Here is a 23,820-nt window from a genome sequence, read left to right on the forward strand (position 1 = left end):
TCCGGATATCCGGCAGAAGGGTCTGCCTCACTTGGGAGCAAGCGAAATCTGCCGTAATGAAGCTTCGAAAGGCACTCCGTTACCATTGAGATCGCCACGGCAGTCATCGATAATCGAGAAATTGACTTCGCAGGTGTCGGCACCGCAATTGTCAGTCAGGATGACGAGCGCGGTGTAGTTGCCTATAGTCTGGCCAGAGAGAAGCAGATTCCCCTGTTGGTCTATGACTGCTGAGACTCCGGAATCGGGTGGAGGGATCACTGACCAGACCGGTCGGCGGTAAATATCGGGTACGCCAAACTGCAAATTGGTCGAAAGGCCTCGACGGAATGGTTCCGCCACTCGAGGACATTCGCCGAGGATCTGCGGAGAAGTACATGGGCAAGATACCAGTATGAATTCACAATACGCGGTATCGCGGCGATTGGCAGTAGAGAAATAGGCTCCAACCTCGACTCGTCTACGGTAATTGTACAAGATCGGAATGGCGAAGCGTGTAAATTCACCAGTGATTGAATCGAGACCTCGCTTGATAACCAGCAGTCGGGAACGGGTTCGCGCTGATCCAGCAGTTGAAACTGATAGCGAATCGTGTCGCCGCAGTTCGCGGTCAGGGTGTCGGGACATTCGGCAAAGACCGGTGTCGGGCAGAGGAGGTTATCATCGGCGTTGGCGATCGAAGTGAAAGCCAGCAGCAGGCAAAGCAGGCTGAAAGTCATGCGCATATCTTCTCCCCAGAAGTTGCTTGGTGAATGGGCTAGTAATGAAATATAGCCGATTTCCTGGTCCATGCCAGCTTATTTCGATTGAGGGGCGAGGTTGAGTCGGGGGATTGTGCAGGCGGAGGGCAAAGAGGATAGGGTTGGTGGGGGATTGGGATGACTTGAAAGTGGGGGATTGCTTCGTCGCTTCGCTCCTCGCAATGACGATGTTGGGAGAGGCTCGCGGTGAAAGGACGACCGAGCGGGCAGACGGGGACGTCTGCCGCGCAAATAGAGCTCGCGGTGAAAGGACGACAGAGCGGGCAGACGGGGACGTCTGCCGCGCAAGGGAAGATGGATCCCAGCCTTCGCTGGGATGAGGCATTGCCACGCTCACAGTAAAAATGTCAGGAACGCGCTTCGCGCCTCGCCTGACGGCGAGCAAGGTTCCTGACCTACGTCGCTATCCCTGAGTTGCGGTTGAGTCCGGTTTGGGGCGCATTTTGTGGTGCGGCAAAGCGTACATCTCAGGCATCATCTCAAACATCGTGCGCGATGAATCCGACCAGAAATAATAGGCGCGGTTGTTGTGCATCAGATGCGGCGATGATGCGGCCGGGATGAAGCGCTGCAATGTCACTGGGTCGGTCAAAGGACCGCAATATGATACCGGGTCAGCCTCAAACGACTTCTTTTCATCGAAGGTCGAAAAGAGGAACGACTCATAGTTCACGACCACGCAGTGGGCGGAGTCGAGCATGGCGCTGCTGGTGCTGTCCATCAGGGATGCAACGGTCAATCCCAATTCAGTCAGATAACGCGAGGGGTCTTCAACGAAGACCTTCTGGCAGGGAGTTCAGCAAAAGCCGAGCGGTTTGCCGTTAACGAAGAGTGGCGAGAGACGTCGGTTGAGCGGGACTTTGCGAACGGGACAGCGGTCATTAATAGTGAGCTGGCCATTGGCATATTGCATGGGCGGGAAATCGAGAGTGGAGTCGGTGAACGCGGCGATGCCGATATCATCGAGGAGTTGCGGCTGTGCCTGTTGTTGCTGGCCGCATCCAAAGAGGAGTGCGACGATCGCGCTGAGCAAAAGAAGAGGGAGTGTGGTTTTTCGCCACATGCTGGGTTCCTTTGGTGTTGGTGTCGAATACGCCCGGTGATGGGGATTATACCGCGAGGGGGAGAGGGAGTTGCATAAAAAGTGGAGGGGGTATCGGTTTTGTGAAGCCCACCATAAATGGTGGGATACGGATCTCCGGGAGGATGGAGTGGCTACCTATCCAAGTGTTCGGTAAATGAGTTTTGAGTTGTGATGATTGGAGGAGGGGTTGCTTCGAAATCGCGGAGGGGGGCAGGGCGTTCTAACGAGTGTGGTGGCCGCGATTTCTCGCAATGACATTGAATGAGCACTCGGCTGGACGGTTCGCAATGACCATGAAGGGGGCGATGGAAGTCAAGCAGGTGAATGATTGAAAGGGTTGCTTCGAAATCGCGGAGGGGGGCAGGGCTCTCTAACGAGTGTGGTGGCCGCGATTTCTCGCAATGACATTGAATGAGCACTCGGCTGGACGGTTCGCAATGACCATGAAAGGGCGATCAGTTGTTGAGAGGACGGTTCGCAATGACGATGGATGCTAAGCCGGTATCTCAACCGGTCTCCTCAAAGGTCTGGCTTGACGGGCTCAACTCTTTGGGATATCTTCCGATGCAAGGAACGGTGGCTCCGGAATCCGCATATAACTTATCCGTGAGTCAGCAACCCTAACCCAGCGACACCAAGAGATACCAGCGTGGCAGATCAGCAGCGATATCCGTTTTCGGTCTCAGTCATCGTTCCGGCGATGAATGAAGAAGGGAATATCGATCAGTTCTGTGAGCAGTTTGAGGCGATGCGTCGCAAGGCGCCATTTGAGGTCGAGCTGGTTTATGTGGATGATGGCTCGAGCGACGGCACCCAACGCAAGATCATCGAAAATCAGAAGAAATATTCCTTCATCAAGCTGGGGATCCACCATCGGAATCGTGGCCTGACTGAGGCATTGCAGACCGGGTTTGCGATCGCCAAGGGAGAGGTCTTCGTATTCTATCCGGCGGACCTTCAGTATCTCCCCGAAGATATACCGGCGCTGGTAGCGCCGATCAGTAATGGCGCGGATATCTGCACCGGATGGAAACAGGGGAAATACAACAAGGCGTTTGTGTCGACAGTCTACAATTCGTTCTGCCGGTGGCTGTTTAATCTTAATGTACATGATCTTAATTCGGTGAAGGCGTTTCGCCGCGAGGTAGTCGAGTCGATCTTTCTGCGCAAAGACTGGCATCGGTATCTGGTGGTGCTGGCCGCGAATGAAGGGTATCGAGTGGTGGAGGAGAAGATCCCGCTTTACGAGCGGACCTGGGGGAAGAGTAAGTTTTCGATTTTCCGCATTCCGATCGGCGTTCTGGATATGCTGGCGGTGAAATTCCAGATCACCTTCGCGCGGAAGCCGCTTCTGTATTTCGGATTGACCGGGGCGATCCTGTTGATGGGGGCGTTTCTGGTCGGCGCATATGCGGTATATGAACGGTATGTGGTAGGGGTTGGGCAACGTCAGTGGCTATACTTGGTGATCTTACTCGCCTTTTTGGGGCTTAGCCTTTTTATGCTCGGGTTTATGTCGGAGGGGCAGGCAGCAATGAAGGAAGAACTGGGTGACCTTCGGAAAAAAACGCAGCAGATCCTCGATGAAGTGAAAGACCGCACCAAGTCTTAAACGATTCCAGCAGTCAGCTTGTATAATTCTCCAAAAGACAAATCAGTTGCCAGCGGTGGGGTGGTTGTGTATGTTTCCGCCGGACCGAGTATCCCTATGACCCATAGCATCATGCAGGAGCCGATCGATGGTTAAAAAAGCCAGGCCGGCGGGGGGGCCGCGAGCCGCCCGCGCACAGTCATTTGATTTTGAATCCTCGCGATGGTTTGTGCCGGTGATGTTTCTGGTGATGTTGATCGCGTTGGTAACGCTCTTTGGGGAGTTTATTTTCTCCGACAAAATGCTGGATAGCTCGGATACGATCCAGGCGGGGATGTTCTTCCGGTCGTTTATCGCCAATTACTTCAATGAGCACGGGTCGATCCCGGTCTGGAATCCATACATCTTTGGCGGGATGCCGTATATCGACGCGTTCCACGGCGACATTTTCTATCCGCTTTCGATCATCAAATTTTTCATGAGCACGCATCGATTCCTGGGGATAGTGCTGGTACTGCATATCTATCTGGCCGGGATATTCATGTTCCTGTGTGCGCGGCAATTTAAGCTGTCCAAGGTAGCCTCGATCTTCTCGGCGATCGGGTATATGTTTGCCATGTATTTGGTGTCGATGGTTTCGCCGGGGCATGACGGCAAGATGTATGTGACGGCGCTTTTCCCATTGGCGATGCTTTTCCTCGACCGGACGTTTGAGCGACGCCCATTTTTCAACAGCACAATACTCGGATTGATAATTGGGCTGATCATTCTGACGCCGCACGTCCAGTTGGCGTATTATTCGCTCTGGTCGATGGCGCTGTATACGGTTTTCAGGCTTGTCCTGATGTATTTCAAAGACAAAAATCTGAAGCCGATCGCGACGACCGGGTCGCTGGTGGTGTATGCGGTGGTGATCGGTGTGTTACTTTCGGCCATTCAGTTTTATCCCGGCTATCAGTATACGACAGAGTTTTCGCCGCGCGCCGATTCGAAGCGTGGGTGGGAGTGGGCGACCTCGTGGTCGATGCATGCAGAAGAGGCAGCATCGCTGGTGCTGCCGGAATTCTCCGGTACGGCAGACAAAGAGGGGAAAGCGTATTACTGGGGGAAAAACTATTTCAAGGATAATTCCGAATCGATCTGTGTATCGGTTTTCTTTCTCGGTTTGATGGGGATGTTGTTTGTCCGGCGGAAAGAGATCTACTTTTTTGCCGGGCTGGCGTTTTTCGCACTGTTGTATGCACTGGGAGGATCGACACCGGTCTTCCATCTCTTTTATTGGTTAGTGCCGCTGGTGAAGTCGTTACGCGCGCCCTCGACGATCATGTTTGTGTTCAGTTTCTCGATGGCATTGGTGGCGGGGATGACGATCCAGCATTTCATGGATACGCGTCAGGAATCGCCGGAGCGTGAGAAGAAGCTGAATTACTATCTGTGGGGTTTCCCGGCATTTTCGCTGTTGTTGGCGCTGGGATTTTCGGCGGCAGGGAAGGGGATGCTGTCTGCGTGGACCTCGATCTTCTATAGTGAGGCGGCGTCCGAGGTCGTACAAAAAGGGGTGACCAAGCTTGACTTGGCTTATGCAAACTTGCCTCAGATACAGGCGGGCGCCTGGTTTGTCTTCCTTTTCGTGACGGCGGCGGCAGTTTGTATCTGGATGTTCCGGTCCGGAAAAGCGGGAGTTGGCATTTTGGTCGCGCTGGCGTTTGTCCCGATGGTTGAAGGGATGCGTTTTAATGCGCGGTTTATTGATACGTTTGATCCGTCCACTATCTGGGCGCCTAATCCGGTGGTGCAGTATCTAAAGGATAATGCGGTCAACACGCGGGTACTTAATCTCGGGAATGCGCAGGATGATGTGCTCCCATATCACGGGATCGAGGTGGTCGCGGGGTACCACGGCAACCAACTTCGCTGGTACGATGATCTGCTGGGGGGACCGCAGTTGACGACCCTGCAAAATAACGAGCGACCGTTCAATCCACGGTTTCTGAATCTGGTCGGGATGGGGTACTATATCACTCCCGCGCAGCAGAAGATGCCGGATGGGTACTTTGGACCATTACCCGAAATCTCACGAGTGGCGACCGGCAATCAGCATGTCTGGGAGAATCCGAATGCATTCCCGCGGGCTTATCTGGTGGGGGAGTATAAAGTCCTCACCGACCGGAAAGAGATCTATCCGCAGGTGCTCACAGGAAATGAGGACCTTCGGAAGATGACCTACCTGGAGAAAGAGCCGGGGATGGCGATCTCACCGGACTTTGCGCCGGGGGATTCCGCGTGGGTGATCTATCATGGGGTAGATTCGGTGGCGGTCGGGGTCCAGACAAGCTCGAACAAGTTGTTGATCCTGACGGATGTCTGGTATGATTCGTGGCATCCGATGGTGGATGGGCAACCGGCAGAGCTACTTCGGTCATACGGGGCGTTCCGGGCGGTGGTGGTGCCCTCAGGGGCGCGGGTGGTGACGTTTAAGTATGAGTCCTCGCGGTATTCGACGGGGCGGCTGGTGACCTGGTTGACATCGCTTTACATAGTCTGTATCATAGGCTTCCACGAAACGAAACGCCGGATGAAAAAACGGGCATAGGACAGACAGGATGGCTCATACGCAACGCGCAGTGATCATATTCCCCACGTACAATGAGCGGGATAATATCGAAAAGATCGTCCATGCGGTATTGCCGATGGACCCGCGGATCCATGTGTTGATCGTGGATGACAACTCTCCCGACGGGACCGGCGAGCTGGCCGACAAGCTGGCGGCGCAGGAATCCAAGGTCAAGGTGCTTCATCGCGAGAAGAAAGAAGGGCTCGGGCGGGCCTATATTGCCGGGTTCAAGTGGGCGATCGAGCAGAAGTTCGATTTCATTTTTGAGATGGATGCCGATTTTTCGCATGGACCGGAATACATTCGCGATTTTCTGCGGGAGATCCAGAACCACGATCTGGTGATCGGGTCGCGGTATATCTCAGGAGTGAATGTGATCAACTGGCCGATGTCGCGGCTGTTGTTGTCCTACTATGCCAACGCGTATACGCGCGTGATCACGGGGTTACCGCTGCGCGACGCGACCGGCGGATTCAAATGTTTCCGTCGCGAAGTGCTGGAAGCGATCGATCTCGATGATGTCCGGTCATCGGGGTATTCGTTCCAGATAGAGATGTCGATGCGCGCCTGGAAGAAGAATTTCCGCATCAAGGAGATACCGATCATCTTTGTCGACCGGGTTGCCGGGACCTCGAAGATGTCGAAACGGATAGTGCGCGAGGCGATCTGGATGGTCTGGTTGCTTCGCATACGAGGTATGTTCGGCAAATTCAACTGAGCCGTGCAGTGTGGCAGAGTCCGACAGTCTTTCCATAATCATCGTATCCTATAATTCAGCGTTGCCGCTGATCGAGTGCCTTCGCTCGCTACCGGAGGCCGCGCCAGAGATAATTCAAGAGATCATCATAGTTGATAATGGATCAACTGACGAGATATCGACAGTCGTGGCGAAGATCTGTCCGGAAGCGAAGTTGATCAAGCTTGAGAAGAACCGTGGATTCGCGGCGGGCTGCAATGCAGGGGCTGCCAAGGCGCGGGGAACATGGCTTCTTTTTCTCAATCCGGATTGCATACTCGACCCCGGTTCTGTAAGGAGGCTCATCGCGGCAATGCGACAGTACCGGAATGTCGGGCTGGCGACTATGCGGCTGCGGAATCCGGACAGATCATTTCAGGCGAATTGCCGAAATTTTCCGACTGTGAACAATCTGCTTTTTTCGAGAGGGTCGGTGATGGGCCGGCTCGTGTGGGAGAAGTTGAGCAAAAAAGCGACAGTCTATACATTGCCGGATTATACGGATGTAACGATCGTGCCGGCCGTATCGGCAACGGCGATGGGGATCTCCAGACGGTTGTTTCAAGCACTGAAGGGGTTCGACGAGCGGTACTTCCTCTATATGGAAGATACCGATCTGTCGTACCGGGTGCATTTGCACAAGCATCAGAATATTTTCGTGCCGCAGGCAGGGGCGGTGCATGGATGGGGGAGAGGTTCGACCGGGGGGAAGATCTTTCGCGCGTGGCATCACCATCAATCAGTCTGGAAGTATTTCCTCAAGTTTCAGGCGACCGGATTTGCGCTGATCATACTGCCGGCGATCCTGATGCTCAATTTTCTGCTGGTCTGTTTGTTGCCGGATAAGCGGGGTCGTGCATGACCAGTGGGCTGGTGATCGCACTCATTGCAGTCGCGTTTGTGCTGGGGATGCTGCTGTTACCGCTGTTGATAAAGCTGGGGCACAGGTATCGCTTGCTCGATCATCCGGGAAAACATAAGCGGCATAAAACGCCGGTTCCGTTATTGGGAGGGACGGCGTTATTGGTGGCGGTTTGGGGGACTATCGGGATCGGATACCTGATCGCGCCGGACTCGCTTGCGGATCTCAATCCGCTACTTCCATATCTGTTTGGTGGGGCACTGATAGTTTATCTTACCGGCTTGATCGACGATCTCAGACCACTCTCGGCCTGGCTGAAACTTGCATCGCAGGCGGCGGCGGGGATGATCCTGTATGCGGGGGGACTGAAGATCGATCCGCTGTCTATTCCCTTTTATGGGCAGATAACGCTGGGTGAGTGGTCGATATTTCTTTCGGTCCTCTGGGTGATCGGGCTGTCCAACAGCATTAATCTTATCGATGGACTGGATGGTCTGGCGGCGGGAGTGTCATTAGTCGGTGTGATCACGGTGGCGATAGTCGGGTCGTTGTATCAGATCGGGGTGGCGCTGGTCTTTGCGTTTGCGTTGATCGGGTTTCTGCCGGCGTTCATAGTATACAACCGGTATCCGGCGAAGATATTCCTGGGAGATTCCGGGTCACTGCAGATAGGTTACTATTTTGCGGTCTTGTCATTGATGGTGCCGCTGAAATCATATACAGCGGCGGCGCTCTATTTGCCGTTGTTGGCGCTGGGGGTACCGTTGTTGGAGACGGGCATTTCGACAGTCCGGAGATTGGTGAGCGGGAAGAACGTGATGCGGGCGGACCGGAGGCATCTGTTTCACTATCTGTCGATGGCGGGAATGTCGCCGCGGACGGTGGTGTGGGTGTTCTGGCTGCTGTCGGTGGTGTTCGGCGGGTTCTCTCTGGCTATGTTCTTCTGGGACCGGCGGTTAGTCTTCACCGGACTGGTTCTTTTTATGGTTGTTATTTTCGGTGGGTTCTATATCTTTATGGCCAGCCAGTCCAGGTCCGGCCGAAATCGCCCGGGTCCGGGCCGGTGATTATTTTATGGCTACAAAACAGCAGGTAAAGATGGCAGACGGATCCTACCTAGAATTCGAACGCCCGATTCAGGAGCTCGAGAAGAAGATCTCGGATATGAAGGATTTCTCGGCAGGGGAGAATATCGAGTTGTCCGGCGAGATCGCATCGCTCGAGAAAAAACTGGAGCGTTTGCGGACAGATATCTATTCGGGGCTGACCCGCTGGCAGCGGGTGCAGATCTCCCGTCATCCAAAACGACCCTACACGCTTGACTATATCAACCTGATGTGTACCGATTTCATCGAGTTGCACGGGGACCGTCATTTCGCGGACGACAAGGCGATGGTTGGCGGCTTTGCGACGATCGATGGGATGCAGGTGGTGGTAGTCGGGCAACAGAAGGGGCGGGATACCAAGCAGAAGCTGGCGCGGAATTTTGGGATGGCTCATCCGGAAGGTTACCGGAAAGCGCGTCGTCTGTTTGCGTTAGCGACGAAATTCAATTTGCCGATCGTGATCCTGATCGATACGCCGGGAGCGTTTCCGGGGATCGGAGCCGAAGAGCGGGGGCAGGCTGAGGCGATCGCCAAGAATATCCAGAATATGTTTGAATTGAAGGTCCCGATCATCGTGGTGATCATCGGTGAGGGGGCCTCGGGTGGAGCGCTGGGGATCGGGATCGGGGACCAGGTGCTGATGTTGGAGCATTCCTGGTATTCGGTGATCTCGCCGGAGGGGTGCGCGGCGATCTTGTGGCGGGATGCCGCCAAGGCGCCGGAAGCGGCGGAAGCGTTAAAGCCGGTGGCGGAAGACCTGCTGGCGCTGGGGATCATTGACCGGATCATACCGGAACCGCCGGGTGGGGCGCATAATGACCCTGAGGAGGCGGCCAGGCTGGTCAAGGCGGAGTTAGTGACGACCCTGAAGGTCCTCAAGCAGAAGCCGGTGGCGACCCTGCTTAAAGAGCGCCTCGAAAAGTATCGCCGAATGGGCGTTTTCGAGGAGCGATAGAAAGGAATTCGATGGGATTGCCGAAGAACTTATTGGAGAAGCTGGCTTGCCCGCAGTGCAAGGGGAGACTGGGTTATCGCGAAAGCGAGAACCGTCTCGATTGTCCTGCGTGCCAGTTGAGTTATCCGGTGGTTGACGGGGTCCCTGTTCTGTTGGTAGACGAGGCGGCACGCCTCGGAAAAGGATAGAGTTGGGATGAAGCTGTCAAAGTTTTGCGATGAGAATCTGATCACGTTCAATCTCAAGTCGACCACCAAAGCGGGAGTGATCGAAGAGTTGGTTGAGCTGGCTGCCGGCTCGACTATGATCAAGAACCGTGATGAGCTGTTGAACGACGTACGAGAGCGTGAGAATCTGGTGACCACCGGAGTCGGGTATGGCGTGGCGTTTCCGCACGCGAAGACCCGGGCCGCCAAAGGGATCGTCATCGCGTTTGGTCGGAGTACCAAAGGGATCGATTTCGAGGCGATGGACCATCGGCCGGTCAACCTCTTTTTCCTGATAGCGGCTCCGGAGGATGCGGTGGGCGCGCACTTAAATGTGATGGCGCGTTTATCGTTTCTGATGAAGTCGGAAGAGAATCGTCAACGGCTGATGCAGGTAAGCTCGCCGGGAGATGTGTTGTCGCTGATCGATAATGTAGACTAAACATCCGACGGTAGGGCAGGGACGCCAAACTTTTATGACCTGGATACCCGGCCTCTTTTCGAAGGGCCGTTCTGCTCATTTTGTGGTTGTGGCGCTGGCCATTGCCCTTCTTCTCATTCCCGGTGCGGGGGTAAGCGGTTTCCTCAGTGAGGCCGCGTTAAATTCTATCTATTTCCCCTTTTTCCGTGTCAAAAGCGCAATCAATGATCTGACCAGCGTTCATGAAGAGAATCAAAAACTCCGTGAATCGCTGGTGGATGCTTCCATTCGAGTGACATTGTTGGAGGAGGCGGGTCGCGAGAATATCCGACTTCGCTCAATCCTTGGATTTGAGCCGCCGCTCGGCTACACGCTCCTTCCGGCCAAGGTGATGGCGGTGACAGGGAATCGGTTGCCGGTGGCTGCGGTGGTCAACCGTGGGGAGATGGACGGCGTGGCGCTGAATCTCCCGATCATCAACGAAGAAGGATTGCTCGGACGAGTCAGCGCGGTGACCGAAACGCACTGCACGATCCAGTTATTGACCGATCCGACCAATCGAGTGGCAGTACGCGTGGCGGAAAGCCGCGAAATGGGGATAGCCAAATTTGTACCATCGCAGGGATTGATAGTTGACAATATACCGTCGCAGGGGGATGTCAAGCAGGGGGACCTGATCCTTTCGTCAGGTTTGGGAGGGATCTATCCTCCCGGGCTGGTGGTGGGGACAGTGATCGCGGTGGAGCGTCCGAAACAGGAGCCATTCCTGATCGTGCGGCTCGCTCCGGCGGCTGATTTCAACTCGCTGGATGAACTCTTTGTCCTGAGGTCCAAAGGACGATGAAGTATATCCAGGCAGTCTTCCTGTTGGTGCTGGTGGCGTTCCACCAGACTATCCTGAGCGGCGCGACGGATATTTTGGGCGTGACGATCAATCTTCCGATCATGCTCGTTGTAGCAGTGGCGTTGCACCAATCCGAGCCCGATGCGATCTGGTTTGCGCTGGCGGTGGCGATAGTAGCCAGCGCGGTTATGCCGACCACGATGGGGTGGCAGGCGTTGGTGATGGTGGTGTTGGCGATCGGGGCATATCATGCCCGGGAGCGGCTCAATCTGGATTCACCGCTGGCGCGGCTGTCGTTGATCATTGCGGGGGTATTAGTCCACAACATTGTCTCGGTCTTTATCATCCAACCAGAAGATATCGTGTATCAAATATGGCGGTTTGCGCTGACGGGTACGTTGTACAGCGCAACGATCGCCTCGGCGTTTTACGTCTTCAGACAAAGCACTAGTTCGGGACGGCGCGGCCGTTCCAAGTAGGAAAGCAACCGGATGAATCGGCAACCTTTCTCCATGGCAGGTCGAGAGCGGATCGCGCTCGTGCTCATCTTTGGAGTATTTCTAATCATGGCCGGTCGGTTGTTCAAGTTGCAGGTGATCGACCACAACGAAATGTACGAACTGGCGGAGAGCAACCGGATCCGCGTGGTGCCGATCGAAGCGAAGCGCGGAGTAGTATATGACCGCGAAGGGCGCGTGATCATCGGCAACCGTCCATCGTATACCCTTTCAGTGGTCCCGGCCGAAGAGAAAAAGGGGAAGACGGTTCCGCATCTTTCCGAGTTGTTGGAAATGGACACGCTGAATCTGCGGAAGCGGATCCGCAAAAATCAGGCGAGCCCGTATCAGCCATCGCCGGTCTATAGAGATATCCCATTTGATATTGTCGCGGTTCTCGAAGAGCAGGGGCAGGAGTTCCCCGGTGTCAACTACACGCTCGATCGGGTACGCGAATATGGTGTTGATCTGCGGGCTGAAGCGTTTACCGGGCATGTCGGCGAGGTGTCGGAGAAGGAGCTGGAGCGTTATCCGGATGCAGGATTCCGCATGGGGAGTACGATCGGAAAAAAAGGGGTGGAGAAGCAATACGACCAGACACTTCGCGGCATAGAAGGGACTGACTTCATCGAAGTGACTGCGATGGGAGAGGTGCTTGGGCCATACAAGGGGAAGGCGCGAGTGAAGCCGGTCCCGGGCAGTGATCTGACACTGACGATCGACAACGATGTACAGTTGGCGGCGATCCGGGCGCTGGATTCATTTGCGACCAGAAAGTTCTTTGGCGCGGACGGGAAGACGGTCGATTCGTTCATCAATCGACCGGGGGCGGTGGTAGCCATAGATCCGCGCACAGGGGAGATCCTCGCCATGACGTCATCGCCGGGGTTCGACCCGAATGTTTTCTCCGGGGTGATCACCGACTCGGTTTGGAAGACGATCCAGGAGGATTCGAGCCGACCGCTCCTGAATCGGCCGCTGAACGGTTTGTATCCTCCGGGATCGACCGCCAAGCTGATCACACTTGGTGCTGGGCTTGAGACCGGGGTGATCGACGCCGGCACGACGATGGCGCGGTCCTGTATCGGTGGATATCAGTATGGAAATCGTTTTTTCAAGTGCTGGGAGAAGCGTGGGCACGGCACGACCTTCTCGGTGCATGCCGTAGAGATGTCGTGCGACGTTTATTTCTATCAGTTGGGGTTGAAAGTCGGGGTCGATCAGTTGAGTCGCTATTATGACCTGTGCGGTTTTGGGAAGCCGACGGGGATCGATCTGCCGAATGAATTTAAAGGGCTTAATCCGAACAGCAAATATTACGATAAGCGATACGGCAAAAACGGGTGGACCAAGGCACTGGTCTTGAATACCTCGATCGGCCAGGGGGAGATATTGGTGACGCCGCTACAGTTGGCGCAGTTCTATTGCGGATTGGCCAATGGCGGGAGAGTCTACCGACCGCATCTGGTGAAGAGGATCATCAAGCCAAACGGTGAAGAGGTTGTCGCGCAGCCGGAACTGTCGTTTACACTACCATTCAGCCCACAGAATCTGGCGACGCTTCGCGAGGGGTTGCGATTGGTGGTCGAGGGAGGGCGAGGGACAGCCCGCCGCCTGAAGAACCCACTGTATACGATCTGCGGCAAGACCGGCACGGCGCAAAACCCACACGGGAATGACCACGCTCTGTTTGTCGGATATGCGCCGATAGAGAATCCGGAGATCGTGGTTTGTGCGGTAGTGGAGAATGCGGGACATGGTTCCGAGATCGCCGCGCCGGTGGTAGGGCGGGTGATCGAAACTTATATGAAGAAAAAGTTAGGGTTGTTCGAGCCGCCGGTGGCCAAGGTGGATGATTCGACCAAGGTGGCGGTGCGATGATCAGCCGGATCCGCTATCGCGAGCTGGACTGGAAATTGATCGGTGCGTTTCTCGCGCTGACGTTGATCGGGATCGCGACGATCTATTCATCACAACACAATACCAACGACGTGTACCGGCAATCGTTCTATTTGCGCCAGATCGTCTGGCTGTTCATTGCGTTTGGGGCATTTCTGGCGGTGCTGCATCTGCCGCAGCGGCTGTTTGATGGTGGCGCGTACGCCATGTATATCATTGCGGTGGTCCTATTGGCGGCAGTGCTGGTGGTGGGGCATACACGGCTGGGCGCGACCAGGTGGTTTGATTTCGGACCGATAAGTTTTTCGCCATCGGATCTGGCCAAGCTGGCGATTTTGCTGACGCTGGCGCGGTTTTTCGCCTATACGCGACTACCGGTATCATCCAAGCGGCGATTGGCGATCTCGGCGATATTAGTGGCGATCCCGATGATGCTGATCCTGAAGCAGCCGGATCTGGGGAGCTCGCTGATCTTCCCGGTGATTTTGATCGCGCTCTGGTTCTGGTCGGGACTTTCTCCCTGGTATCTGCTGTTGATCATGTCGCCGTTTGTGTCGATGGTGGCGGCCTATTACTGGCTTTCATGGGCGATCTACCTGGTGGCATTGATGATCTTTCTGGCGGTGATACGTCCGGGGATCGTGCTGGCGATCTTCATCATGTTGGTAAATCTCGGATTTGGGATGGTGACCCCCTTTGTCTGGGAGAAGCTGGAAGATTACCAGAAAAATCGTATCCTGACATTCCTGAATCCGGGGCATGATCCGCGAGGGGCGGGGTATCAGATCATTCAATCAAAGATCGCGATCGGCTCGGGTGGAGTGATCGGCAAGGGGTATCTGGAGGGATCGCAGGCGCGACTGGAATTCCTGCCGGAACGTCACACAGATTTCATCTTCTCGGTATTGGGAGAGGAGTTCGGACTGCTCGGCTCGCTGGCTGTGGTGGGGCTGTTTACCTTTGCTTTTTATCGATGTTTGCGTATAGCGGTGCGATGTCGATCTCGATTTGCCTCGTTTGTAGTGGTCGGATGCACTGCGGTACTTTTCTTCCAGTTCGTGGTGAATGTCGGGATGGTACTGGGGATGATGCCGGTGACCGGCTTGCCACTGCCGTTTGTCAGCTATGGCGGAACGGCGTTGCTGGTGTCATGGGTATTTGTCGGAATGATCGTAGCATCGGAATATCATTGGTTCTAATGAAACTACTAACTGCAGTTATCATATTGTTGAGCTTGCTCGTTTCGAGCGGCTTCTGCTTTGATCTTGATTCATTGCTGGCACTGTCGGTTGGCGGTCCGGACGGACTGCGGACAGTGCAGACGATGAGTTCATTTAAGGCGACGGGGGAGATCATTCTGAATGGGCAGCGGGGGAGATTTATCGAGCTGGTCGCACCTCCCAACCGGATCTACTATTCGCTGATCTTTCCACAATTCGGGATCACCCAGGGATATGACGGGCAAGAGGCGTGGCAGTCCGATCTGAACGGGCGCGTTTCGAAAATCAGCGGGTTTGAGAAGAAGGAACTGCTCAAGACACTTTATCTTGAGAGCTATTCGCATCTGGTTCCGGGGCGGATGCCCGGGACAGCGACATACTTGAAAGACACCGTGGCGGATGGCGTGACCTATCATCTGGTTGAATATTATCCGTTCATGCAGGATACGCTGCGGGTGTTGTATGAACAGGGGAGCGGATATCGGTCGGTGCAGGTATCGTACATGGATAATATCTGTACGATGATGTCGCTCGGGTCATATGAGATAGTGCAGTCGGTACCGCTGGCCATGCGGCAGATCTCGGTGGCTATCGGCGTGCCGTTGACGATGGAGATGGTGGTTGATACGGCGCTGTTTAATGAGCCGATCGATCTGTCGGTTTTCTCACCGCCCGGACTGACTGAGTTGACGTTACCCGGTGGCGTGGATTCGATCCTGATCCCCTTTGTCCTGGAGAATGGACATATCTATGTGCAGGGGACGATCAACGGGAAAAAGCGAGTCAGGCTGATCCTTGACTCAGGAGCCTCGGCGACGATCTTCAACAGCCCGGTGGTGGCGGAGATGGAACTTCAGGTGGTGGGGAGTATGCCGGCCCGAGGAGTCGCCGGATATGTCGAGACCAAACTGGTGCGGAGTGATTCATTGACGGTGGGGGAGATCACGCTGTATGGTCAGATCGGCGGCATGGCTGACCTGTCGGTCCTTCGGGTGTCACAATCAGATACAATTCCGTTTGGCGGGATAATCGGATACGATTTTCTCTCGCGATTTCCGATCCAGATCGACTATCAGCGGAATCAGTTGGTGGTATACGATCCATCCAGATTTGTCGCGCCGAGCGGCGGGCATATCATTCCGTTCAACCTGACGATGCAGGTGCCGACGGTCGACATCGTTTTGGCGGGGGCGAAGGGGAGGTTTCTGATCGATCTGGGGAACGCGCTTGGACTTATCCTGCACAATGAGTTTGCTCAAAGAAACAAGCTGGATACGTTGCCGAGACTGGGGAGCCAGGATCGGGGGAAACTGGGCGGGATCGGTGGCGGAGTGGGGGGGGAATGGGTGGTGGTCCCGGAACTTCGTGTGGGGAGTCTGACGTTGAGTGAGATACCGGCTATTTTGTCGGCGAGTTCGGCGGGGATAACCGGATCGTACGAGATCGAGGGGAATATTGGAAACGAGCTATTGCGGAGTTACAAAGTCGTTTTTGATTACCAGCACCAGATGCTTTATCTGCTTCCGCCGGGCGAGTGAGCCGAGGCGATTTTCACCGAAAATACCATTCAGTTATCGCGACTTACGGTGTCCGACACCGGAAACCCATATTATCTTGACAGTCATGGCGTGTGGCGGTATATCAGTTATGTACTTAGCAAGGTAAGGAATCAATGAAGATAGGCGTCTTAACAGGTGGCGGAGATTGCCCCGGCTTAAACGCTGTCGTCCGGGCGATCGTACACAAAGGTGTGTACCGATATGGTTATCAATTCTGCGGCATTCGGGATGGTTGGAAAGGGCTTCTGGGAGACGGCGCGATCTCGCCGCTGACGACCCAGGATGTGGCCAATATTCTGGCGATGGGGGGGACGATCCTCAAGACCTCCCGGAGTAATCCATACCGACTTGCGGATGGACCCTCGCAGATCAAAAAAACAATGGAGAAACATCAGCTTGAAGCGCTGATCGTGATCGGCGGAGTCGACACGCTCGGGGTGGCGGCCAAATTGCACCAGGATGGTATAAAGTTGGTGGCTGTTCCAAAGACGATCGACAACAATGTCTGGGGGACCGATCGGACATTTGGATTCGATACCGCGGTCAATGTGGCGGCTGAGGCGATCGATCGTATCCGGACGACTGCCGAGGCACACAATCGTGTGTTTGTGGTTGAAGTAATGGGGCGCGACGCTGGCTGGATCGCGTTGGAATCCGGTATCGCAGGCGGTGCGACCATGATCCTGGTGCCGGAATTCCCGGTAGATCTGGAACGGGTCGTGCAGTCGATAGTGAGCCGGCATGAAAAGGGGGGAGTTTTTACCGTGATTGTCGTGGCGGAAGGGACGCGGTTGAAACGTGAAGGAGGGGAACCGTCACCGGTGGTGCTTGATTCACAAAGAGATGAGTTTGGGAATGTGCGGTTGGGCGGAATTGCCGATAAGATAACCGAGGCGATCTGCGCGCAGACCGGTTTTGATTGTCGGGCGGTCCGGCTGGGACATATCCAGCGCGGCGGATCGCCGAGCGCGTATGATCGGGTATTGGCGACACGGTATGGAATAGTAGCAGTTGAGATGATCCGGGCAGGCGAATTTGGCAAGATGGCGGCACTTCGAGGGACGAAGATAGAGACAGTCCCGCTCGCCGACGTTGCCAGGTCGACCAAAACAGTTGACCCGGATCTCTATGAAATTGCCGAGGTATTTTTTGGTTAGACTTGCATTGATCGGTTGTACGCTCCTGTTACTGATCGGAACGGCGCTTCAGGCGCAGCCCTCCGGCGCGGAAAAACCGCAGGGATTTTCGCAGAGCCACCAGGCTGGGATCCGGCTGGGGGTCTGGAGCAATTTGGGGGATATCCCTCCGAAAGGAGACAGTTCGGGCGGGGCGCGCTACGCGGCGGATATCAAGGATGCCAGTTTCTACTTTGAAGGGTATTTCGGATATCGTATCAGCAGTTCGTTTATGATCGAAGCATCGCTGGGGATAGTTAATCGCGGCGATGTGACGGTTGAGGATGAGTTCGGTGATACGTATATCGGGAGCCTGACGTTGTATCCAATACAACTTAAAGCGAAGTTTTACCCGTTTGGCGGGTCGAGCGGCAAGCTTTTTCCCTATCTGACGGCCGGTGGCGGGATCTATCATGGCCGACATGATATCCAGTATACATCCGATCCGTATGTCATCAACGGCAATTCCAAGACCTCGATCAGTTATGCGATAGGGTGCGGCGCCGATTACGTGGTCGCCGATCAGGTCGGGCTGGATTTCAATATCGGATACATGCCGATCAATTTCTCCAAAGAGTTGTTTGAAGTGAAAGATTACCAGGCGCTGACGTTTACGGTCGGCGTGAAATATCTCTTCCAATCTCCCAGGAAGTAAGCGATACGATTAAGGAGGATAGAATGAAAGTCGGTATCAATGGATTCGGGCGCATTGGACGGTTGGTCTACAAAGCCACCCGCGGAACAAATGTCGAGATCGTCGGAGTGAACGATATCACGGATGCCCCAACATTGGCGCATCTGCTGAAGTATGACTCTGTGCATGGGAGATATAACGGTGAAGTACGGGCCGAAAACGGCAATCTGGTGATCGATGGAAAAACGATCCCGGTGATGGCGGAGAAGGATCCCTCAGCGTTGCCGTGGGCAAAGCTCGGGGTGGACATTGTTCTGGAATGCACCGGCAAGTTTACGGATAAAGAAGGAGCCGCGAAGCATATTGCGGCGGGCGCCAAGAAGGTCTTGATCTCCGCACCGGCCAAGGGGCATGACGGGACATTCGTTCGCGGAGTTAACTGGGATTCGTACGACAAAAACAAACATCATGTAATCTCGATCGGCTCCTGCACGACAAACTGTCTGGCGCCGATGGTGAAGGTATTGCTGGATAATTTCGGGATCGTGCGCGGCTTGATGACGACGATCCATTCGTATACGGCGGATCAGCGGATAGTTGATTCACCGCACAAGGACCTTCGTCGCGCTCGTGCGGCGGCGGTTTCGATGGTGCCGACTACGACCGGCGCGGCCAAGGCGATCGCCGAAGTGATCCCGGCGATGAAGGGGAAGCTGGACGGTATCGCGATCCGTGTTCCCACTCCGGATTGTTCGGTGACCGATCTGGCGGTTGAGCTGGAGAAGGATACGACGAAAGAAGAGATCAACGCGGCGTTCAAGAAAGCGGCATCCGCGGGACCATTGGCCGGGTCGCTGGAGTATTGCGATGAGCCGATCGTGTCGGTCGATATCGTCGGCAACCCGCACGGCTGCGTGTTTGATTCCGGATTAACGATGTGCAACGGCCGATTGGCCAAAGTATTCGGCTGGTACGATAACGAGATGGGGTTCTCTGTCCGGATGGTCGATATGCTCGGCCGGATGATGTAAGGCAGAAGGAACGAAGCTATGAATAAAGTGTCAGTACGCGATGTCAATTTCCGGGGGCAGAAAGTGCTGCTTCGGGTTGACTTTAATGTGCCGTTCGACGAGAAACTTCGGATCACCGATGACCGTCGGATCCGCGAAGCATTGCCGACGATCAACAAGATCCTCGGCGATGGCGGACGGGTGGTCGCCTGTTCGCATCTGGGTCGTCCGGGCGGCAAGCCGGTGCCGGAGTTTTCACTTCGCCCGGTAGCGAACCATCTGGCGGAATTGCTCGGCAAACCGGTGATGTTCGCGGAAGATTGTGTTGGACCGGAAGCGGCCAACATGGTCGGCAAAATGAAAAACGGCGACCTGATGGTTCTGGAGAATCTTCGCTTCCACAAGGAAGAAGAGAAGAATGAGCCGGAGTTTGCGAAGAAGCTCGCCTCGCTTGCGGATATCTATGTCAACGACGCATTCGGGTCGGCGCACCGTGCGCATGCCTCGACTGAAGGCGTGACAAAGTACTTCAAGCAGTCGGTGGCCGGTTTCCTGATGGAGAAAGAGCTGCAGTATCTCGGCGCGGCGGTGACCAATCCGAAACGTCCGTTTGCGGCAATACTCGGCGGCGCGAAGATCTCCGGGAAGATTGATGTCATACAGCATCTGCTGGATAAGGTAGATATCCTGGTGATCGGCGGCGGGATGGTCTTTACGTTCGCCAAAGCGATGAATTACCAGGTGGGTGATTCATTGGTGGAGAAAGACAAAATCGATCTGGCGCGGGAGACGATCGCCAAGGCGCAGGCCGCCAAGGTGAAATTGCTTTTCCCGGTGGATATCGTGATCGCACAGGAGATCAGCGATACGGCAGAAACGAAAATTGTGCCGGTCGAAAGTATCCCGGATGGCTGGAAGGGGCTGGACATTGGTCCGAAGTCGATCCTGTTCTTCCAGGATGAACTGGCGAATGCCAAAACGATCGTCTGGAATGGTCCGATGGGTGTGTTTGAGCATACGCCGTTTGCGAAAGGGACGATCGCTATCGGGAAATTGCTGGCGGATCTGACGCAGTCCAAGGGGGCAGTGACGATCGTTGGCGGCGGAGACTCCGCGGCGGCGGTCGCCGAAGCCGGTCTGGATGGTTCGCTGACGCACGTTTCCACGGGCGGTGGGGCCTCGCTGGAGTTCCTGGAAGGGAAAGAGCTACCGGGAGTGGCAGCTTTGACCGACCTGGCGCAGGTGGGCGCGTACTGAGATGCGCCAAAAGATCATCTGCGGAAATTGGAAGATGAACGGCACGGTTGCGGAGACCGAGTCGTTAATTGGCGGGTTGCTATCGGGAGAATCGCGTAATCCGAAGGCGACAGCGGTAGTCTGCCCTCCATATACTTCTTTAGGTTTAGCTAGTAAACTATTGCAGGGTAGCCATATAGCGCTTGGGGCGCAAGATATGTCGGAGCATGAGAAGGGGGCGTATACGGGGGAGATCTCGGCGCAGATGCTCTTGACACTTGGGGTTACCTTTGTTATACTGGGCCACTCGGAACGGCGGCAGTACCATGCCGAGTCCGATGATTTGATCAACCGCAAAGCCAAAGCTGCGCTGGTTTCAGGACTTATCCCGATAATTTGTGTCGGAGAAACACTGGCCGAGCGTGAATCCGGTCGCACGGAACAGATCGTTGGGACGCAGGTAGATGGTGTGCTGGCCGGATTCGGTGACGCCGAGTTAGGTCGCATTGTACTGGCATATGAGCCGGTCTGGGCGATCGGGACTGGACGGACCGCGACACCTGCGATGGCGCAGGAGGTTCATCGGTTCATTCGTCAGCGGATCAGTCAGAAAAATCGAGCGGCGGCAGAGAGACTGCCGATCCTGTATGGCGGTTCGGTCAAAGGTGACAACGCCCTGGGATTGCTCGCAGAAGCGGATATAGATGGAGCCCTGGTAGGTGGCGCCTGTTTGAAGGCGGATGAATTTATCAGGATCATAAACGCAGTGTAGTTGGAGGTTCTCCGTTGTTTCCAGTATTGATCGTCATTCACGTTTTGATCTGCCTGGCCCTGATCCTGGTTGTACTGATGCAGTCCAGCAAGGGTGAAGGATTATCCGGTTCCGCTTTCGGCGGCGGGCTGTCATCGGCAGTATTTGGCGGCCGCGGTGCGGCGACCTTCCTCTCCAAGGCGACCACCGGTCTGGCAATCGCTTTTATGGTGATGTGTATTATGCTTGCCTGGATGTCCGCGCAAGATCGCGCGGCGGTGACGGGCATTCCGGCCGACGGCGGCGAATCAGCCGTGACTCGTCAGGCACAGGAAGAGATGCAGCGTCAGCAGCAGCAACAGCAGCAGCAGGGGACGACACCGAATCCGGCGGGATTACCGGCGGGTGATGGTGGCGGCACGCAGACGACTCCTCCGGCAGGTGGCGGTCAGTAGATCTTTGGATCTGACAGTTTCGCGGAAGTGGTGAAATTGGTAGACACGCTATCTTGAGGGGGTAGTGGAGAAATCCGTAGGGGTTCGAGTCCCCTCTTCCGCAGATTGATTATACAAGGCTTCGCGCAAGCGAGGCCTTTTTTTGTTGGGGGGGAGAGCTATCTGTAAGAGTTTCTGCGTACCCGTCGGAAAACAGAGCCAATTATCACATTTGGATAAAGGTCATGCAAGCTCACTTGACAGCACTGGACCCGAACCTTATCTCGCAGTAAACAATGAACCGAAACTTTAAACAAAGGGATTCCACTATGTCAAATGTTCATTTTGATTTGGCCGAAGCAAAAGAGGGTTACACCCCGACACTACAGTTCATCGCCATGGAAGGTGCTGCGGCCGCCCTAGTAGCCCAAATAGAGAAGGGCAACCTCTCTCCCCACCAGCCAGAGGACACTAAGAAGTACATCAAACTGGTAAAAGAGGCCTTGTTGGACGGAACGGGTATAGAGTAGCACTATCTTGTGGGTACACGTGATTCGAGTAGTTGAAGCGCAATCTGCCGTTTACCGCGAACGAGTCAACCATTTGTACAGCGCGTTGAAGAGCATAGAGTATCGAGGGGTTCGAGTCCCCTCTTCCGCAGATTGACAATATAAGGCTTCGCGCAAGCGAGGCCTTTTTTGTTGGGGGGAAGACCGTCGGGTCACACTTCGAATCGAGGCGGCGATATCGGTGGAAGAATGGGAGCGGGTGGCAATGGGATTCGAAGCAGGACCCGACGGAACGGCGGGAAGGATCGTTAATCGTAGTGGTCGGGAAATGAGTCTGGAATTGGGAAATGAGGGGCAGGGGTTGCTTCGAAATCGCGGAGGGGAGATCTGCGTTGTAAGAAAAGTTCGGGCCGCGATTTCTCGCAATGACAGCCAATTGGGGATTTGTGACATAAGAGCGGGTGGGTGAGTATGTGTCGGGTTTCGCGCGGGGAGAGCTCGGTTGAGAAGTACAGGCATTCAGCGCTTAACCCGACCTGCGAAGGCGTCGGAAGGAAGGATCGTCAATCCATGTGGTCGGGAAATGAGTCTGGAATTGGGAAGTGAGGGGCAGGGGTTGCTTCGAAATCGCGGAGGGGAGATCTGCGTTGTAAGAAAAGTTCGGGCCGCGATTTCTCGCAATGACAGCCAATTGGGGATTGTGACATAAGAGCGGGTGGGTGAGTATGTGTCGGGTTTCGCGCGGGAGAGCTCGGTTGAGAAGTACAGGCATTCAGCGCTTAACCCGACCTGCGAAGGCTTCGGAAGGCAGGACCGTCAATCCATGTGGTCGGGAAATGAGTCTGGAATTGGGAAGTGAAGGGCAGGGGTTGCTTCGAAATCGCGGAGGGGAGATGTGCGTTGTAACAAAAGTTCGGGCCGCGATTTCTCGCAATGACAGCCAAAAGGGCATCTGTGACAAAGTAGCGGGCGGGTGAATATGTGTCGGGTTTCGTGTGGGGAAGGTTCGGTTGAGGTGAGCGGGCATTCAGCGCTCAACCCGACCTACGAAGGCGATGGTGGGCGGGGAATTGAGGTGTTAAAGTTGACTCACAAGTTGCCCCTCAAAAGTGTTGCTTCGATTGAATCTTCCGCATATGCTATCCCTGTTCATATAGCTGAACTCTAATCAGGGGACCTCAAAATGAAATCAAGAATTCTGGTCGCGATGATGGCACTGGCGATATTCTGCTGCAGTGCCGCAGCTCAGGAAACAACCGCGGTGCCGGTGCTTTCGGCGGAGGTGCAGGTTTGTACCTCGATCGTCGAGCGGATGCCGGACGGGGCGGATTCGACATTCGCCGTGACGACAGCGCAGCTCTATTGCTGGAGCAAGATCACCGGGGCCGGCGCTGACGGTGCGACGGTGACGCATATCTGGTTGCATGACGGCAAGGAGATGTGTCAGGTTGATCTGCAGGTGAAGGCGTCGCCGTGGCGGACCTGGTCGGTGAAGAATCTCTATGGGATGGCCGGGAACTGGGAAGTACGGGTGGTGGATGCGGAGGGGAAGCCGATAGGGGCGGCAAAGTTTAAGATAGAATAAGACGGGCAGACGGGACGTCTGCCGCGCAAGTCAAACGGGGACGTCTGCCGCGCAAATGGCGGGACACAAATCAGAAGAAAGCGGCCGCTCGGGTGAGCGGCCGTTTTCTATCTATGAGAATCAGATCAATG

25 protein-coding genes and 1 tRNA gene are annotated in these 23,820 nt (G+C 55.1%); 22 read left to right on the forward strand and 4 right to left on the reverse strand.

Going from position 1 to position 23,820, the window contains the following annotated elements:
* Window positions 1–27 precede the first annotated feature (27 nt).
* The 4 genes from IPH75_13915 to IPH75_13930 form a co-directional block, all read right to left on the reverse strand.
* Complete coding sequence (locus IPH75_13915; protein ID MBK7143166.1) at window positions 28–261, reverse strand: hypothetical protein; 234 nt, start codon at window positions 259–261, stop codon at window positions 28–30.
* A complete protein-coding gene (locus tag IPH75_13920; protein ID MBK7143167.1) occupies window positions 258–791 on the reverse strand; it encodes a hypothetical protein in 534 nt (177 codons plus the stop codon). The genes IPH75_13915 and IPH75_13920 overlap by 4 nt, the downstream gene beginning before the upstream one ends.
* A 373-nt stretch (window positions 792–1,164) precedes the next feature.
* Window positions 1,165–1,500, reverse strand: coding sequence for a hypothetical protein (locus IPH75_13925; protein ID MBK7143168.1), 336 nt, complete (start codon window positions 1,498–1,500; stop codon window positions 1,165–1,167).
* Window positions 1,501–1,557: 57 nt separating this feature from the next.
* A complete protein-coding gene (locus tag IPH75_13930; GenBank protein MBK7143169.1) occupies window positions 1,558–1,824 on the reverse strand; it encodes a hypothetical protein in 267 nt (88 codons plus the stop codon).
* A 670-nt stretch (window positions 1,825–2,494) separates the two neighbouring features.
* On the opposite strand from IPH75_13930, the gene IPH75_13935 reads away from it, so the two are divergent.
* From IPH75_13935 to IPH75_14040, 22 genes are all read left to right on the forward strand, one after another.
* Window positions 2,495–3,457, forward strand: a complete 963-nt coding sequence (locus IPH75_13935; GenBank protein ID MBK7143170.1) for a glycosyltransferase family 2 protein — start codon at window positions 2,495–2,497, stop codon at window positions 3,455–3,457.
* A gap of 127 nt (window positions 3,458–3,584) precedes the next feature.
* A complete protein-coding gene (locus tag IPH75_13940) occupies window positions 3,585–6,029 on the forward strand; it encodes a hypothetical protein (GenBank protein ID MBK7143171.1) in 2,445 nt (814 codons plus the stop codon).
* A gap of 10 nt (window positions 6,030–6,039) precedes the next feature.
* Window positions 6,040–6,768 (forward strand): polyprenol monophosphomannose synthase, encoded by a 729-nt coding sequence (locus IPH75_13945; GenBank protein ID MBK7143172.1) that lies wholly within the window; start codon window positions 6,040–6,042, stop codon window positions 6,766–6,768.
* 10 nt (window positions 6,769–6,778) lie between these two features.
* Window positions 6,779–7,648 (forward strand): glycosyltransferase family 2 protein, encoded by an 870-nt coding sequence (locus IPH75_13950; protein ID MBK7143173.1) that lies wholly within the window; start codon window positions 6,779–6,781, stop codon window positions 7,646–7,648.
* Entirely contained in the window at window positions 7,645–8,715 is a 1,071-nt protein-coding gene (locus tag IPH75_13955; GenBank protein ID MBK7143174.1) for an undecaprenyl/decaprenyl-phosphate alpha-N-acetylglucosaminyl 1-phosphate transferase, read from the forward strand. The genes IPH75_13950 and IPH75_13955 overlap by 4 nt, the downstream gene beginning before the upstream one ends.
* Window positions 8,716–8,746: 31 nt before the next feature.
* Window positions 8,747–9,709: an acetyl-CoA carboxylase carboxyltransferase subunit alpha gene (locus IPH75_13960; protein ID MBK7143175.1), complete on the forward strand. Its 963-nt coding sequence runs from the start codon at window positions 8,747–8,749 to the stop codon at window positions 9,707–9,709.
* Between the two features lie 11 nt (window positions 9,710–9,720).
* Window positions 9,721–9,897: a Trm112 family protein gene (locus tag IPH75_13965; GenBank protein ID MBK7143176.1), complete on the forward strand. Its 177-nt coding sequence runs from the start codon at window positions 9,721–9,723 to the stop codon at window positions 9,895–9,897.
* Between the two features lie 7 nt (window positions 9,898–9,904).
* Window positions 9,905–10,357, forward strand: a complete 453-nt coding sequence (locus tag IPH75_13970) for a PTS sugar transporter subunit IIA (protein ID MBK7143177.1) — start codon at window positions 9,905–9,907, stop codon at window positions 10,355–10,357.
* Window positions 10,358–10,391: 34 nt separating this feature from the next.
* The gene (gene mreC, locus IPH75_13975) at window positions 10,392–11,180 is read left to right on the forward strand and encodes a rod shape-determining protein MreC (protein ID MBK7143178.1); all 789 of its coding nucleotides are present in this window, start codon (window positions 10,392–10,394) and stop codon (window positions 11,178–11,180) included.
* Window positions 11,177–11,659: a hypothetical protein gene (locus tag IPH75_13980; protein MBK7143179.1), complete on the forward strand. Its 483-nt coding sequence runs from the start codon at window positions 11,177–11,179 to the stop codon at window positions 11,657–11,659. Before mreC ends, IPH75_13980 begins: the two co-directional genes overlap by 4 nt.
* A gap of 12 nt (window positions 11,660–11,671) precedes the next feature.
* Window positions 11,672–13,558, forward strand: coding sequence for a penicillin-binding protein 2 (gene mrdA / locus IPH75_13985; GenBank protein MBK7143180.1), 1,887 nt, complete (start codon window positions 11,672–11,674; stop codon window positions 13,556–13,558).
* Window positions 13,555–14,775, forward strand: coding sequence for a rod shape-determining protein RodA (rodA, locus tag IPH75_13990; GenBank protein ID MBK7143181.1), 1,221 nt, complete (start codon window positions 13,555–13,557; stop codon window positions 14,773–14,775). Before mrdA ends, rodA begins: the two co-directional genes overlap by 4 nt.
* Window positions 14,775–16,334, forward strand: coding sequence for a clan AA aspartic protease (locus IPH75_13995; protein ID MBK7143182.1), 1,560 nt, complete (start codon window positions 14,775–14,777; stop codon window positions 16,332–16,334). The genes rodA and IPH75_13995 overlap by 1 nt, the downstream gene beginning before the upstream one ends.
* Before the next feature lie 134 nt (window positions 16,335–16,468).
* Window positions 16,469–17,512 carry a 6-phosphofructokinase gene (locus IPH75_14000; protein MBK7143183.1) on the forward strand — a complete coding sequence of 348 codons (1,044 nt, stop codon included), beginning with the start codon at window positions 16,469–16,471 and terminating at the stop codon, window positions 17,510–17,512.
* Window positions 17,505–18,185: an outer membrane beta-barrel protein gene (locus IPH75_14005; GenBank protein MBK7143184.1), complete on the forward strand. Its 681-nt coding sequence runs from the start codon at window positions 17,505–17,507 to the stop codon at window positions 18,183–18,185. The genes IPH75_14000 and IPH75_14005 overlap by 8 nt, the downstream gene beginning before the upstream one ends.
* Before the next feature lie 23 nt (window positions 18,186–18,208).
* Window positions 18,209–19,195, forward strand: a complete 987-nt coding sequence (gene gap, locus IPH75_14010; GenBank protein MBK7143185.1) for a type I glyceraldehyde-3-phosphate dehydrogenase — start codon at window positions 18,209–18,211, stop codon at window positions 19,193–19,195.
* A gap of 18 nt (window positions 19,196–19,213) precedes the next feature.
* Window positions 19,214–20,431, forward strand: a complete 1,218-nt coding sequence (locus tag IPH75_14015) for a phosphoglycerate kinase (GenBank protein ID MBK7143186.1) — start codon at window positions 19,214–19,216, stop codon at window positions 20,429–20,431.
* Window position 20,432: 1 nt separating this feature from the next.
* Window positions 20,433–21,182 (forward strand): triose-phosphate isomerase, encoded by a 750-nt coding sequence (locus IPH75_14020; GenBank protein MBK7143187.1) that lies wholly within the window; start codon window positions 20,433–20,435, stop codon window positions 21,180–21,182.
* 14 nt (window positions 21,183–21,196) lie between these two features.
* Window positions 21,197–21,616, forward strand: a complete 420-nt coding sequence (secG, locus tag IPH75_14025; protein ID MBK7143188.1) for a preprotein translocase subunit SecG — start codon at window positions 21,197–21,199, stop codon at window positions 21,614–21,616.
* A 21-nt stretch (window positions 21,617–21,637) separates the two neighbouring features.
* Window positions 21,638–21,719, forward strand: a tRNA-Leu gene (locus IPH75_14030).
* A gap of 205 nt (window positions 21,720–21,924) precedes the next feature.
* The gene (locus IPH75_14035; protein ID MBK7143189.1) at window positions 21,925–22,125 is read left to right on the forward strand and encodes a hypothetical protein; all 201 of its coding nucleotides are present in this window, start codon (window positions 21,925–21,927) and stop codon (window positions 22,123–22,125) included.
* Between the two features lie 1,162 nt (window positions 22,126–23,287).
* A complete protein-coding gene (locus tag IPH75_14040) occupies window positions 23,288–23,689 on the forward strand; it encodes a DUF2914 domain-containing protein (GenBank protein MBK7143190.1) in 402 nt (133 codons plus the stop codon).
* Window positions 23,690–23,820 lie beyond the last annotated feature (131 nt).

This window comes from bacterium (genome assembly GCA_016708025.1).
Lineage (GTDB): Bacteria > Zixibacteria > MSB-5A5 > GN15 > FEB-12 > FEB-12.